The 12,620-nt window shown below is 74.7% G+C and carries 14 protein-coding genes; 10 read left to right on the forward strand and 4 right to left on the reverse strand.

Annotation, left to right across the window (positions count from 1 at the left end; all coding sequences use genetic code 11):
• The first annotated feature begins 1,032 nt into the window (after positions 1 to 1,032).
• From AB0469_RS11650 to AB0469_RS11675, 6 genes are all read left to right on the forward strand, one after another.
• Entirely contained in the window at positions 1,033 to 1,983 is a 951-nt protein-coding gene (locus AB0469_RS11650; RefSeq protein ID WP_366451147.1) for a TauD/TfdA family dioxygenase, read from the forward strand.
• A 22-nt stretch (positions 1,984 to 2,005) separates the two neighbouring features.
• Positions 2,006 to 2,560 (forward strand): NADPH-dependent FMN reductase, encoded by a 555-nt coding sequence (gene ssuE, locus AB0469_RS11655; protein ID WP_366451148.1) that lies wholly within the window; start codon positions 2,006 to 2,008, stop codon positions 2,558 to 2,560.
• A 22-nt stretch (positions 2,561 to 2,582) separates the two neighbouring features.
• The gene (locus AB0469_RS11660; RefSeq protein ID WP_366451149.1) at positions 2,583 to 3,629 is read left to right on the forward strand and encodes an ABC transporter substrate-binding protein; all 1,047 of its coding nucleotides are present in this window, start codon (positions 2,583 to 2,585) and stop codon (positions 3,627 to 3,629) included.
• Positions 3,630 to 3,635: 6 nt separating this feature from the next.
• Complete coding sequence (locus AB0469_RS11665; protein ID WP_366451150.1) at positions 3,636 to 4,454, forward strand: ABC transporter ATP-binding protein; 819 nt, start codon at positions 3,636 to 3,638, stop codon at positions 4,452 to 4,454.
• A 344-nt stretch (positions 4,455 to 4,798) separates the two neighbouring features.
• On the forward strand, positions 4,799 to 5,572 hold the full coding sequence (locus AB0469_RS11670) for an ABC transporter permease (protein WP_366451179.1): 774 nt from the start codon (positions 4,799 to 4,801) through the stop codon (positions 5,570 to 5,572).
• A 31-nt stretch (positions 5,573 to 5,603) separates the two neighbouring features.
• Positions 5,604 to 6,935 (forward strand): LLM class flavin-dependent oxidoreductase, encoded by a 1,332-nt coding sequence (locus AB0469_RS11675; protein WP_366451151.1) that lies wholly within the window; start codon positions 5,604 to 5,606, stop codon positions 6,933 to 6,935.
• A gap of 72 nt (positions 6,936 to 7,007) precedes the next feature.
• Here the strand turns inward: AB0469_RS11675 and AB0469_RS11680 are convergent, their stop codons facing one another.
• The 3 genes from AB0469_RS11680 to AB0469_RS11690 all read right to left on the reverse strand — a co-directional run bounded on the left by AB0469_RS11680 (position 7,008) and on the right by AB0469_RS11690 (position 9,474).
• Positions 7,008 to 7,928 (reverse strand): NADP-dependent oxidoreductase, encoded by a 921-nt coding sequence (locus AB0469_RS11680; RefSeq protein WP_366451152.1) that lies wholly within the window; start codon positions 7,926 to 7,928, stop codon positions 7,008 to 7,010.
• Positions 7,929 to 8,012: 84 nt separating this feature from the next.
• A complete protein-coding gene (locus AB0469_RS11685; protein WP_366451153.1) occupies positions 8,013 to 8,753 on the reverse strand; it encodes a DUF2470 domain-containing protein in 741 nt (246 codons plus the stop codon).
• 52 nt (positions 8,754 to 8,805) lie between these two features.
• Positions 8,806 to 9,474, reverse strand: a complete 669-nt coding sequence (locus tag AB0469_RS11690) for a helix-turn-helix domain-containing protein (RefSeq protein WP_366451154.1) — start codon at positions 9,472 to 9,474, stop codon at positions 8,806 to 8,808.
• Between the two features lie 98 nt (positions 9,475 to 9,572).
• Here AB0469_RS11690 and AB0469_RS11695 point away from each other — a divergent pair, with 98 nt between their 5' ends.
• The 4 genes from AB0469_RS11695 to AB0469_RS11710 all read left to right on the forward strand — a co-directional run bounded on the left by AB0469_RS11695 (position 9,573) and on the right by AB0469_RS11710 (position 12,285).
• Entirely contained in the window at positions 9,573 to 9,968 is a 396-nt protein-coding gene (locus AB0469_RS11695; RefSeq protein WP_042812951.1) for a cell division protein SepF, read from the forward strand.
• A gap of 66 nt (positions 9,969 to 10,034) precedes the next feature.
• Positions 10,035 to 11,285 carry an ATP-binding protein gene (locus AB0469_RS11700; protein ID WP_366451155.1) on the forward strand — a complete coding sequence of 417 codons (1,251 nt, stop codon included), beginning with the start codon at positions 10,035 to 10,037 and terminating at the stop codon, positions 11,283 to 11,285.
• Positions 11,282 to 11,674: a nucleotide pyrophosphohydrolase gene (locus AB0469_RS11705; RefSeq protein WP_366451156.1), complete on the forward strand. Its 393-nt coding sequence runs from the start codon at positions 11,282 to 11,284 to the stop codon at positions 11,672 to 11,674. The genes AB0469_RS11700 and AB0469_RS11705 overlap by 4 nt, the downstream gene beginning before the upstream one ends.
• A gap of 122 nt (positions 11,675 to 11,796) precedes the next feature.
• Positions 11,797 to 12,285, forward strand: coding sequence for a DUF6099 family protein (locus tag AB0469_RS11710; RefSeq protein WP_366451157.1), 489 nt, complete (start codon positions 11,797 to 11,799; stop codon positions 12,283 to 12,285).
• Between the two features lie 104 nt (positions 12,286 to 12,389).
• Here AB0469_RS11710 and AB0469_RS11715 read toward each other — a convergent pair whose 3' ends face one another.
• The gene (locus tag AB0469_RS11715) at positions 12,390 to 12,599 is read right to left on the reverse strand and encodes a hypothetical protein (RefSeq protein ID WP_366451180.1); all 210 of its coding nucleotides are present in this window, start codon (positions 12,597 to 12,599) and stop codon (positions 12,390 to 12,392) included.
• Between the last annotated feature and the right edge of the window lie 21 nt (positions 12,600 to 12,620).

Consider the following 12,620-nt stretch of genomic DNA (forward strand, 5'->3'; position numbering starts at 1 on the left):
ACGCGGCCCGGCCGGATCCGGCCTCGCCGGCGTCCGGTGTGCGGAGCCCCGGGGAGGGCGGGCGGTGGGGACCCCGCTCCGCGCGGCCGTACGCGCACCCGCGGGGCGGCGGACGGGGCCCGGTGCCGCCGCGTGCGGGGGCCGGCGAGACGGACGCGTGGCGGACGCGTTGCGGGGCCGTGAAATCCAGCCATGGGTTTTCGGCCGTTCGGAATGAGGAAACCGCAGGTCAGCGTGGGTGTGGGCAGTTGTAGTGAGGGGGTCGGCCGGGGGTTGACCCCGGTCGGCGGCGCTGACAGGCTCCGAGCCATGACCGCGAACGAGCACCTCGCCCCGCGGCTCCACACCCCCGGCCCCTGTACCGCGCCGGGCGCGTGTCCGGGCCGCTGTCCGGCCCCCCTCGGGGCCTGACCCCCGGACCCGCCGCCGCGGCGGCGTCCGCCCCGCCCGGCCGGATCCCGGCCCGCGGGGCCGGCACTCCGTAGCCCGCCGCTGTCCGAAACCCGACGGCTCCGCAGCCCCGCCGCCACCCGTACGTCCCACGGCACCCGGCGGGCCGACCGCACCCGTATGTCCCACCGGACCCGGCGGGCCGACCGTACCCGTACGTCCCACGGGCACCCGGCGGGCCAGTCGCCACTCGTACGTCCCACCACACCCGAACGGCCCACCGCACCCGGCGGGCCGACCGTACCCGTATGTCCCACCGGACCCGGCGGGCCGACCGTACCCGTATGTCCCACCGGACCCGGCGGGCCGACTGCACCCGTACGTCCCACGGGCACCCGGCGGGCCGGCCGCCACCCTTACGTCCCACCGCACCCGGCGGGCCGACCGCGCCTGAACGGCCCGCCGAATCCGGTGGGCGTACCACGCACGAACGTCCCACCGCACCCGGACGGACCCGTCGCCCCGGCGGCCGCCGTCCGGCATGGCCTCCCGCGCCGCCGGGCCGTCCGGCCCGTCCCGGCGGGCCGGTGCGCCCGACCGCGCACGGCCGCCCCGCACACCCACCCGTCAGAGGAGTCCCCCATGACCACCGTCGCCTCCACCACCGTCATCACCCGCCTCGGCGGCCGCATCGGCGCCGAGATCGGCGGTGTCCGCCTCGGCGGCGAGCTCGACGCCGCCACGGTCGCCGAGATCCGCGCCGCCCTCCTCACCCACAAGGTCGTCTTCTTCCGCGGCCAGGAGCACCTCGACGAGGCCGGCCACGAGGCCTTCGCCCGGCTCCTCGGGACGCCCGTCGCCCACCCCACCGTCCCGTCCGCCGACGGCCGCTACGCCCTCGGCATCGACTCCCACCACGGCGCCCGCGCCAACCAGTGGCACACCGACGTCACCTTCGTCCCCGCCTACCCCGCCTTCTCCGTCCTCCGCGCCGTCACCGTGCCCCCGTACGGCGGCAACACCCTCTGGGCCAACACCGCCACCGCCTACGCCCACCTGCCCGCTCCGCTCCGCGCCCTCGCCGACGGCCTGCGCGCCGTCCACTCGAACGAGTACGACTACGCCGCCCTCAAGCCGGACGCGCTCCCCGAGGCCCTCGTCCAGTACCGCGAGGTGTTCACCTCGACCACCTTCCTCACCGAGCACCCCGTGGTCCGCGTCCACCCCGAGACCGGCGAACGCACCCTGCTGCTCGGCAACTTCGTCCAGCGCATCGCCGGGCTGACCGGACGGGACTCGCGCGCCCTCGTCGACCTCTTCCAGGCGCACGTCGAGAGCCCCGAGAACACCGTCCGCTGGCAGTGGCGTGCCGGTGACGTCGCGATCTGGGACAACCGGGCCACCCAGCACTACGGCGTCGACGACTCCGACGACCACGAGCGCACCCTGCGCCGCGTCACCGTCGACGGCGACGTCCCCGTGGGCCCCGACGGGGTGCCCTCCCGCCTGATCAGCCCCGAGACCGTCCCGGACCCCGCGTTCGGCATCGCCTCCGGAGCCTCGACCTCCGCCTCCGCCTCCGCCTCCGCCTGACCCGGACACCCGAGGAGCCCCCGTGCCCAAGCTGCTCGCCCTCACCGGCAGCCCCTCCGCCCACTCCCGCACCGTCGTCGTCGCCGAGCACGTGCTGCGCCGCCTCGACCACGCCGGCTTCGAGACCTCCCACCTCGACGTACGCCTGCTCCCCGCCGCGGACCTCCTGTCGGCCCGCCGCGGCGAGCCGGAGATCCGCCGCGCGCTGGAGGCCGTCGCCGCGGCCGACGGCCTGGTGATCGCGACCCCGGTCTACAAGGCCTCGTACACCGGGCTGCTCAAGGCCTTCCTGGACCTGCTCCCGCAGGACGGGCTGGCCGGAAAAACGATCCTGCCCCTGGCCGCCGGCGGGAGCCTGGCCCACGTCCTGACCATCGACTACGCCCTGCGCCCGGTCCTCGCCGCCCTCGGTGCCCGGCACGTCACCGCCGGCCGGTTCGTCCTGGACTCCTCCGTCGAGCGCGGCGCGGGGCCGGACCGGCTGCGCCCCGAGGCGGAGCTGGACCTCTACCAGGCCGTCGACGAGTTCGCCGACGCCGTGCGCTCCGCGACGGCCACCCTCGCCGCCACCCCGTAACCCGCACCGACAAGGACCCGTCATGCCCGCAGCACCCGTCAGCCCGACCACCCGCTCCCGGCGCCAGTTCCTCACCCTGCTCGGCATCTCGGCGGCCGCGGTGAGCTGCGGCACCGCCACCGCCACCGGCGGGTCCGCCCGTCCGGGCGGCGGCCAGGTCACCACGCTCAAGTACCAGGGCAGCGTCGGCGCGGTCACCCTGCCCGAACTGGCCGCCGACCTCGGCTTCCTCGGCGGCCTCACCCTGGAGTGGGTCGGCAACACCATCAGCGGCCCGCAGGACATCCAGTCCGCCGCCACCGGCCAGATCCACTTCGGCGGCGCCTTCAACGGGGCGATCGTCAAACTCGCCGCCGGCAAGGTCCCGATCAAGGCGGTCATCTCGTACTACGGAGTCGACCAGGACGCCTACAGCGGCTACTACGTCCTGGCGGACAGCCCGATCCGCTCCGCCCGCCACCTGCTCGGCAAGAAGGTCGGCATGAACACCCTGGGTGCGCACTCCCAGGCGGTCCTCGACATCTACCTGGGCCGCAACGGCATCGCCAAGGCCGAGTCGGCCGAGGTGGAGGCCCTGGTCGTGCCGCCCGTCAACACCGAGCAGACGCTGCGCCAGAGACAGATCGACGTGGGCGTGCTGGGCGGGGTCCTGCGCGACAAGGCCGTCGCCGCCGGCGGCATACGCCCGCTGTTCAGCGACTTCGACCTGCTCGGCAGGTTCAGCGCCGGGTCCTACGTGATGACCCAGCGCTTCATCAAGGAGAACCCGGACACCGTCCGCACCTTCACCACCGGCGTCGCCAAGGCCATCGAGTGGTCGCGCACGACCCCGCGCGAGGAGGTCGTCGCCCGGATGGAGTCGGTCATCAGGAAGCGCGGCCGCAACGAGGACACCGCGACGCTGAAGTACTGGCGCTCCTACGGGGTCGCCGAGACGGGCGGCCGCATCGAGGACAAGGAGTTCGCCCTCTGGCTGGACTGGCTCGCCGAGCGCGGCGAGATCAAGGCCGGGCAGCTCAAGCCGTCCGACCTCTACACGAACGAGTTCAACGGGTACGGGAAGGGCTGACCGGCCATGGCGAAGATCGAGTTCCAGTCGGTGGTGAAGACCTTCCCGGTGAAGGGAAGGAGCAGGGAGGAGTTCACCGCCCTCGACGGCATCGACCTGGAGATCGGCACGGGGGAGTTCCTCGTCGTCGTCGGCCCGAGCGGCTGCGGCAAGTCCACCCTCCTGGACCTCCTCGGCGGGCTCACCCGCCCCACCTCCGGACGGATCCTCCTGGACGGCCGGCCCGTCACCGGTCCCGGCCCGGACCGGGGCATCGTCTTCCAGCAGTACGCCCTCCTGCCCTGGCGCACCGCACTCGGCAACGTCGAGTTCGGCCTGGAGGCGACCGGCGTCCCCCGCAGACGACGGGCGGCCAGGGCCCGGGAGTTCCTGGAACTGGTGGGACTCGCCGGCTTCGAGGACCGGCACCCGCACGAGCTCTCCGGCGGGATGCGCCAGCGGGTCGCGATCGCCCGCTCGCTGGCCTACGACCCGGACGTGCTGCTCATGGACGAACCCTTCGCCGCCCTCGACGCGCAGACCCGCGAGTCCCTCCAGGACGAGCTGCGGCGCATCTGGCAGACCACCGGCAAGACGGTCGTCTTCATCACGCACGGCATCGAGGAGGCCGTGTACCTGGGGCAGAAGGTGGCCGTGATCACCTCCCGCCCGGGCCGGGTCAAGGAGGTCGTCCCGGTCTCCTTCGGGGACCGGTCCACCGGGGCGACGGGCGAGGACCTGCGCTCGAGCCCGGAGTTCTCCCGCCACCGCCACGAGATCTGGACGCTGCTCCACGACGAGGTGGCCCGTGCCCGGCAACTGGAGAAGGAAGAGGCCGCCGTATGAGCACCGAGACCCCCGCATCCGTCGCCGTATCCCCACCCGTCTCCGCCCCGCCGGGCGCCGTGAAGGAGCCGTCCGCCGCCGCTGCCGCGTCCGCCGATGCTGCGTCCGTCCGGGCTGCGTCCGTCCCTGCTCCGTCTGTCTCTGCTCCGTCCGTCGGAGCACCGTCCGCCCCGGCTCCGCGCGTCCCCGGCGCCCGCGGCACCGGGACCGCCGCCCGGGGAGCGTCCCCCGCGCCGGACCCCGGGGGAGCGTCCCCCGCGGGGGCCGCCGGGCGGCCGGAAGGGGCCGGCGCCGCGGCCGGCCGGCCCGTGAAGGCCGCGGCCGCCGGCGGCCGGGGCCGGGCCGTGGCGGCGGCCGTGCTGCGCCGGCTGCGGGCCGGGCTGCTGCGGTCGGCGGCGGTGCTCGCGCTGCTGGCGCTGTGGGAGGCCGCGCCCCGGTTCGGGCTGGTCGACGCCACCTTCCTGCCGCCGTTCAGCGAGGTGGCCCGGGCCTGGTGGGGGCTGCTCGCGGACGGACAGCTCGCCGAGCACACCCGGGCCAGCCTCACCCGCTCCTTCGGCGGCTTCGCCCTCGCCGTGCTCGTCGCCGTCCCGCTCGGCCTGCTGATCGGCTGGTACCGGCCCGTCGCGGCCTTCCTCGGCCCGCTGCTGGAGCTGTTCCGCAACACGGCGGCCCTCGCGCTGCTGCCCGTCTTCGTCCTGCTCCTCGGCATCGGGGAGACCTCGAAGGTGTCGATCGTCGTCTACGCCTGCGTCTGGCCGATCCTGCTCAACACCATCAGCGCCGTCGGGAACGCCGACCCCACCCTGGTCCGGCTGGCCCGCTCGATGGACCTGTCCACCCCCAGGCTCTTCCAGAAGGTGATCCTGCCGGCCTCCGTCCCGGCCGTCTTCACCGGGATCCGGCTGGCGGGCGCGGTCTCGATCCTGGTCCTCGTGGCCGCCGAGATGATCGGCGCCAAGGCGGGCCTGGGCTACCTGATCAACGCCTCGCAGTTCAACTTCGCCATCCCCCAGATGTACGCGGGGATCGTCACGATCTCCGCCATCGGGGTGGCCTTCAACCAGCTCCTGGTCGCGGTGGAACGCCGCCTCAGCCTCTGGCGCGTCCCCGCCTGACCCGCCCCCGCCACACCCCGAGGGAACCGACATGCCCGCACCCCGCACGCTCCACCTCAACGCCTTCCTGATGAACGCCGGCCACCACGACGCCGCCTGGCGCCACCCCGCCGCCAGCCCCGAGCGCGTCACCGACGTCACCTACTTCCAGGAGCTGGCCCGCACCGCCGAACGCGGACGCCTGGACTCCGTCTTCTTCGCCGACGGCCTCGCCCTGTGGGGCAAGGCCCGCCACAACGCCCTCGGCGGGTTCGAGCCGCTGACCCTGCTGTCCGCGATCGCGGCCGTCACCACGCACGTCGGGCTCATCGCGACCGTCTCCACCACCTTCAACGAGCCCTTCCACACCGCCCGCAAGTTCGCCTCCCTCGACCACATCAGCGGCGGCCGGGCCGGCTGGAACATCGTCACCTCCGGCACCGTCGAAGAGGCCCGCAACTTCAACCGCGACGAGCACCCGGAGCACGGCCTGCGCTACGAGCGGGCCCGCGAGTTCCTCGACGTGGCCACCAAGCTCTGGGACAGCTGGGAGGACGACGCGGTCGTCCTCGACAAGGAGCGCGGTATCTACGCCGACACCGACCGGCTCCACCCCGCCGCCCACCGGGGCGAGCACTTCTCCGTCGCGGGCCCGCTCAACGTGCCCCGCTCGCCGCAGGGCCATCCGCTGCTCGTCCAGGCGGGCTCCTCCGAGGACGGCAAGGAGTTCGCCGCGCAGTACGCGGAGGCCGTCTTCACCGCCCAGCAGACCCTCGCCGACGGCCAGACCTTCTACAAGGACCTCAAGTCCCGGCTCGCCAAGTACGGCCGCGCAGAGGAGGACCTCCTCGTGCTGCCCGGCATCGCCCCCGTCATCGGCTCCACCGAGGCCGAGGCGAAGGCCCTGGAGCAGGAGCTCACCGAGCTCCAGATCCCCGAGTACGGGCTCGCCCAGCTCTCGGGGATGCTCGGCACCGACCTGACCGGCCTGCCGCTCGACGGCCCCCTCCCCGAACTGCCCGAGGAGCGGGACATCAACGGCAACAAGAGCCGTTTCACGCTCGTCGCCGAGCTCGCCCGCCGCGACGGTCTCACGCTGCGCGAGCTGATCGCCCGCCTCGGCGCGGGCCGCGGCCACCGCGTCCACGCCGGCACCCCGGAGCAGATCGCCGACCAACTGGAGGAGTGGTTCACCCGGGGGGCCGCCGACGGCTTCAACATCATGGCGCCCGTCCTGCCCACCGGCCTGACCGACTTCGTCGACCACGTCGTGCCGGTGCTCCAGCGCCGCGGCCTCTTCCGCACCGAGTACACCGGCACCACCCTGCGCGACCACTACGGCCTGCCGCGTCCCGCGGGCCGGCACGCCCGGCCGAGCGCCTGACCGATCCCGTTCGCACGTCCCCCGGGGGCGGGTGGAGTTCCGTGCGGGGAACTCCACCCGCCCCCGGGGCGTTCACACGGTGAGGACGATCTTGCCGCGGGCCTGCCCGGTCGCGCTCAGCTCCCAGGCCCGGCCGGCCTCGGCGAGCGGGAGGACGTGGCCCACCTTGACGGCGAGCCTGCCGGTGTCGGCGAGCTCCGCGAGGGCGGTGAGGTCGGCGGTCGAGGAGCGCGCCCAGATGTGCTTCGCGCCCTTGTCACCCGCGTCGTTGTCGGCGACGGAGATCACCGGGCCGCCCGGGCGGACCACGGACCGGAGCAGCTCGACGCCGCCCTCGCCGTAGAAGTCGAGCCCGGCGTCGACGCCCCCCGGCGCCAGGGCGGCGATCCGCTCGGCCACACCGTCCCCGTACAGCACCGGTTCGGCGCCCAGCGAGCGCAGGTAGTCGTGGTTGCGGGCGCTGGCCGTGCCGATGACCCGGGCGCCGAGGGAGACCGCGACCTGCACGCCGAGCGAGCCGACCCCGCCGGCGGCGGAGTGGATGACGACGGTCTGGCCGGCGGTGACCCCGGCGCGGGTGACGGCCTGGTAGGAGGTGAGCCCGGCCAGGGGGAGGCCCGCGGCCTCCTCGAAGGTGAGCGTCGCGGGCTTGCGGGCGAGGGTGCGCACGGGGGCCGAGACCAGCTCCGCGTACGTGCCCAGCTGGACCCATTCCTTGCGGACGTACCCGTAGACCTCGTCGCCCACGGCGTAGTCGTCGGTGTCGGGACCGACGGCCTCGACCACGCCGGCCACGTCCCACCCGGGGATCACCGGGTGCCGGACCTCCAGGACGTGCCCGAGGAAGCCGGCGGCGAGCTTCCAGTCGACCGGGTTGACCCCGGCGGCTCTGACGCGGATCAGCACCTCGCCGGGACCGACCTTGGGCTCGGGTACCTCAACGAGTTCCAGGGAGGTGGGAGTTCCGTAGCTGCGGTAGGTGATGGCCTTCATGTACGGGGCAACGAACCCGGCGGCCGGGGGTGTTCCGCCCGGTTCCCGGATTCGAGCGGTCCTCGTGCGGTCCTCCGCCGGTCCTCAGGCGGGCAGGGTGTTGGGGTGCGAGCGCCGCCGGGCCGCGCTGAGCAGGGCCTGGATCTGCACGCCCGACTGCTCGACGTCGTCCAGCGGGGAGGGGAAGGCCAGCCGGACGTCCTGGTGACCGGTGCGCTCCTCCAGGCGCAGGGCGATCCCGTACCGGTCCAGGGCGAGCGGCAGCGCGCGGACCACGGCGGCGGTGGGGCGCGGCCTCACCAGCCGCAGCAGCAGGGTGACCAGTTCGGGGTGCTCGTCGAGGAGGTGGGTGAGCATGCCCGCCTCGTAGGGGGCGAGCGGGTCGGGGCGGGCGCCGTCCAGCTCCTCCAGGCCGAGGTACGAGGTCCCCTCCGCGGTCTGGAGGACCGCGTGGCCGTAGGCCACGCAGGTGGTGGCGTCGGGGCCGGCGTCCTCGCCGGTGTACGGGGTCAGCAGGCGGCCCAGCAGGGTGACGCGGGCGCGGACCCGGTCGCGCACGGGGGTCGGGGCGACGTCGGTGAACTCCAGGCGGATGGAGGGACGCGCGTCGCCGAGGAGGGGGGCGGGGTGTCCGGCGGCGGGTTCCGCCGGGTGCAGATGGAGGCGGCCGAGGGGATCGCCGTCGTCGAGGTGGCGGACCTCGTGGCGCACCCCGTCGACGACCACCGTCATGGAGTGGGCGGCGGCCAGGACGGAGCGGACCCGCTCGGCGTCGGTGGGCCGGGCGGCGGCGGGCGTGGCGGCGGGGGCACCGGGCAGGCGCATGCGGATCTCTCCCTCGTCCGGAAGGTCGTCCAGAAGGTTAGGTATGCCTAACCTAACTCATTCGTGGTTCGGGGAGTACCCCGCGGGCCAGCCGCCCGAGGGTCTCGGCGATCCGTTCGGGCGCGAAGCCGAGGGTGTGCCGCTGGAACTGGTAGACCTCCGGGGCGAGCGGGCTCAGCAGCGCGTCCACGCTGACGTCGGGATCGGGGGCGCCGGCCTCCACCAGCAGGGACCGGACGTGCGCGCGCCAGTGCCGGTAGGCGCCCGCGGAGAACCGGGCCGGGCCCGGCCGGATGCCCAGGGTCAGCGGGAGGTGCCGCTCCAGGTGGTCCAGGGCGGCGGCGTAGAAGGCCGCCAGGCGCTGCGCCGGGGGAGCGCCGGGACCCAGCGGGGGCGGGCCGAAGGCCAGGCGGCCCTGGAGGATGCGCTCGTGCTCGTCGAGGAGGGCCGCGGCGACGGCCGGCGGATCGGGGAAGCGTCGGTAGAGGGTGGCCCGCCCCACCCCGGCGGCCTTGGCTATCTGGTCCATCGTCACACTGCGGGGGTCGCGCTCCGTGAACAACTGCTCGGCCGCCGCGAGGATTTGGACGTGGTTGCGGATCGCGTCCTCGCGCTGCCGGGGGCGCGGGGGCGGCGCCGCGGCGGTCCCGGGCGCGGCGCGCCGGACGGGGCCGTCACCCGCGATGTCGCGTAACGTGCGGACCTCGTCGCCAGTGGTCATGGCGGCGACCCTACGTGCTTCGTGTCGGTGTTGGGCCGAACGGGTGAAACGCGAGAGGATGGGGGGATGCACATGAAGCGCACGGCCGAGGCGGCCCGGTGAGCAGGTACGACGTCACCGACGAGCAGTGGGAGGGACTCGCGCAGGTGGTGCCGCTGCGCAGTCGCAACGAATGGCCCTCCCGGGTGGACCACCGCACGATCCCCAAGGCCCCCGGGTCGTCCGCGGCGGAACAGCGGCGCTTCGTGGTGATCCGGGTCCAGATCTTCGCCGACGCGCGGGAGGTGGCGGAGTACCTGATCGCGCAGATCCCGGTGCTCCTGGACCTCACGGGCGCGGACAGCGAAGTGGCCAAGCGGATCCTCGACTTCAGCAGCGGGGTCGTCTTCGGACTGGGCAGCGGGATGCACCGGGTCGACCGGAACGTCTTCCTGCTGGCGCCCGTCGGCACCGAGGTCGAGGGGATCGCGGCCGCGGCCGTCCCCCGATCGTAGGAAGGTCGCGGCGGTGGAACGGTTCGCCGGGCCCGGAAGGGGCCCCGCGGACCGTACCGTCCGGCCATGGACGCCACACTGCGCGCGGCCGGGCCGGGAGCCCCCGTCGCTTCATCCGCCGCGGCCGGCCGGGGCGCGGCTCACGGGGCGCTGCCCGGGGAGCACCACCGGCCCGCCGTCACCGAGTTGCGGCTGTCCGCCTTCGGGCCGCACCGGGCGGCGGTGTTCCCGCTCGGGCCGCTGACCCTGTTCGCCGGGCCCAGCGGCAGCGGCAAGTCCCAGGCGCTGGACGCCTACGGGGCCCTGTCCCGGCTCGCCTCCGGGGCCGTGCTGGAGGAGGTCTTCCCGGATGCGGCGGCCCGGGTGCCGGAGGCGGTACGGCCCGACGCCGACGGCCGGCGCGGCTTCCGGATCGGGTGCACCGTCGACGGTCCGGCCGGTCCCGTCCGCCTCGACCTCGCCGTACAGGTCGTGCCCTCGCTGCGGATCGCCGGGGAGCGGCTCTCCCAGGACGGGGACGTGCTCCTCGGCACCGCCCTGCGCGACCCGCGCCGCCGCTCCGTCCAGGCCGCCTGGCTGACCGGCGGCTCCGCCGGGATGACCCGCGCCCCACTGCCCGACGACCGGCTCGGCACCGCCCTGCTGCCCCTGCGCGTCGCCGGCGCCACGGCCGGGCAGCGGCGGGTGCTGGCCGCCGCCGAGCAGGTGGTGGTGGCGCTGCGGTCGGTGTTCCCCTGCGACCCCCGGCCCGGCCGGATGCGGGCGCCCGTACCGCCCGGGGAGGGGCGGTTGCGGAGCGACTGCGGGAACCTGGCCGACGTCCTGCGCCGGACCCGCCACGAATGCGGCACCCGGCACGCCCTGTTGACCCGGGCGGCGCAGACCGGGTGCGCGGGACCGGTGGCCGCGCTCGGGGTGCGCGGTGACGGCCCGGGCGCGGCCGCCTCCCGCGGCGGGGACGCCGGCGGGCTGGTGGCGGCCGTGCTGGAGCGCGGCTCCGGGCGCCCGGCCACGGAGTTCGCCCGGCTCGGCGACGGTGAACTCCGCTTCCTGGCCCTGGCCCTCGTCCTGCTCACCGGTCCCGGGGTGCTGGCCGTGGACCCGGCCGCCGAGCTCCTCTCGGCCCGGCAGGCGCTGACCGTGCTCGCCGACGGCCTCGACCGCGGCCTGGACCGGCGCCAGTGCGGCGAGCTGCTGCGCCTGGCCCTGCTCTCCGGGGCGCGCGGCCACGTCCGGCTGGTGGGGGCGGTCGGCGAGGACGCGGCGGGAACCGCCCGCGGGATCCCCGGCGTCTCGGTGGTAGACCTGTCCCCATGAGTGCTGCACCCATGGACGACGGGCCCCGGCCGCCGCGCGACGAGCGGCTGTACCGACTCCAGCGACGGCTGGCCGAGTTCGCGGCCGCCCGGGACTGGGCCCCGTACCACACGCCCAAGAACCTGGCCGTCGCGCTGAGCGTGGAGGCCGCCGAACTGGTCGAGATCTTCCAGTGGCTGACACCGGAACAGTCAGCGGCGATCATGGAAAAGCCGGAGAGCGCACACCGGGTGACCGACGAGGTGGCCGACGTGCTGGCGTATCTGCTGCAGTTCTGTGAGGTTCTCGGGGTGGATGTGCTGGATGCGCTCGCCGCGAAGATCGAGAGGAACGAGCGGCGTTTCCCGGCGACCGGGACATCGACACCAGATTGTCACTCTTCGGAGTGATGGTGTCGTCCACAACCTTGATTCTGTCCACAGATTTCCGAATACCCCTGGCTTTACTGGCTCGTTGCCTTCACTCTGGGTAGTGGAGATGGACAGGATGTCGTGCGGACGGGGGACGGCATATGGATGCGGTACGGCTCATCGCGGCCGGCCGGCACGCGCTGGCACGGAGCGCGGCTGCGTGGGACATCGTGGGCGAGGCCTGGCAGGCCCAGGCGCTCGCCCAGGGGCTGGGGAGCTGGCTGGCGGTCACCGGGCCGCCGGAGCTGAGGGCGGAGGCGCGGGGACTGGGGGAAGCGGGGGGAAGGGGCTGCGGGGCCGTCGACCGGACGGCCCTGGCCGGCGGTGAGGGCGTCGCGCCCGAACAGCCGCCGCGCGCGGCGCAGCTGACGGCGGTGGCGGACGTGCGGCAGGCGCTGCTCGGACTGCAGGCGCTGCTCGGCGAGGTCGGGATAGCGCTCGTCGGAGTGGCCTGCGCGACGGACGACGAGGGCCTGTACTGGCAGTGCATAGAGTCGATCGACGCGGCGGACGAGTCGAGCGACCGGGTGAGGGCCCTGCTGCGCAGGATGGCGGTCCGGGAGCGGGGGTCGGCCTCGGGCGTGATCTGAGGCCGGCCGAGCGGCGGACGGCCGGGTCGCGGGTCCGGTGCGTCGTGCGGAGGGGTCCCGCCGCGGGCGACGGGACCCCCGCGGGCGACGGGACCCCCGCGGGGTCAGAAGGACCGGTCGGAGCCGCGCCCGCCCTCGTACGCGTGCCGGCCCGGGCCGCCCGCCGCGGCGGGGGAGGTGCGGTCCGCGGAGTGCTGGAGGTCGGCGTCGAGCCGGGACAGGTCGGCGTTGAGCGCCGCCATCAGCTCCTCCATCTGCTGGAGCAGGCTCTTCGGCGCGCCGCCCGGGGCGGGCACCGCCGGCTCCCCGTGCACGTGGTCGTGTGCTGCCTGTCC

Source organism: Streptomyces sp. NPDC093801, assembly GCF_040701585.1.
In the GTDB taxonomy this organism is placed as follows: Bacteria; Actinomycetota; Actinomycetes; order Streptomycetales; family Streptomycetaceae; genus Streptomyces.

Bases quoted from the DNA above. Each gene is read 5' to 3' on its own strand.
- AB0469_RS11680 (WP_366451152.1), bottom strand. From the start codon at position 7,928: ATGAAGGCCATCACCTACCGCAGCTACGGAACTCCCACCTCCCTGGAA.
- AB0469_RS11660 (WP_366451149.1), top strand. From the start codon at position 2,583: ATGCCCGCAGCACCCGTCAGCCCGACCACCCGCTCCCGGCGCCAGTTC.
- AB0469_RS11650 (WP_366451147.1), top strand. From the start codon at position 1,033: ATGACCACCGTCGCCTCCACCACCGTCATCACCCGCCTCGGCGGCCGC.
- AB0469_RS11700 (WP_366451155.1), top strand. From the start codon at position 10,035: ATGGACGCCACACTGCGCGCGGCCGGGCCGGGAGCCCCCGTCGCTTCA.
- AB0469_RS11710 (WP_366451157.1), top strand. From the start codon at position 11,797: ATGGATGCGGTACGGCTCATCGCGGCCGGCCGGCACGCGCTGGCACGG.
- AB0469_RS11685 (WP_366451153.1), bottom strand. From the start codon at position 8,753: ATGCGCCTGCCCGGTGCCCCCGCCGCCACGCCCGCCGCCGCCCGGCCC.
- AB0469_RS11690 (WP_366451154.1), bottom strand. From the start codon at position 9,474: ATGACCACTGGCGACGAGGTCCGCACGTTACGCGACATCGCGGGTGAC.
- AB0469_RS11705 (WP_366451156.1), top strand. From the start codon at position 11,282: ATGAGTGCTGCACCCATGGACGACGGGCCCCGGCCGCCGCGCGACGAG.
- AB0469_RS11675 (WP_366451151.1), top strand. From the start codon at position 5,604: ATGCCCGCACCCCGCACGCTCCACCTCAACGCCTTCCTGATGAACGCC.
- AB0469_RS11665 (WP_366451150.1), top strand. From the start codon at position 3,636: ATGGCGAAGATCGAGTTCCAGTCGGTGGTGAAGACCTTCCCGGTGAAG.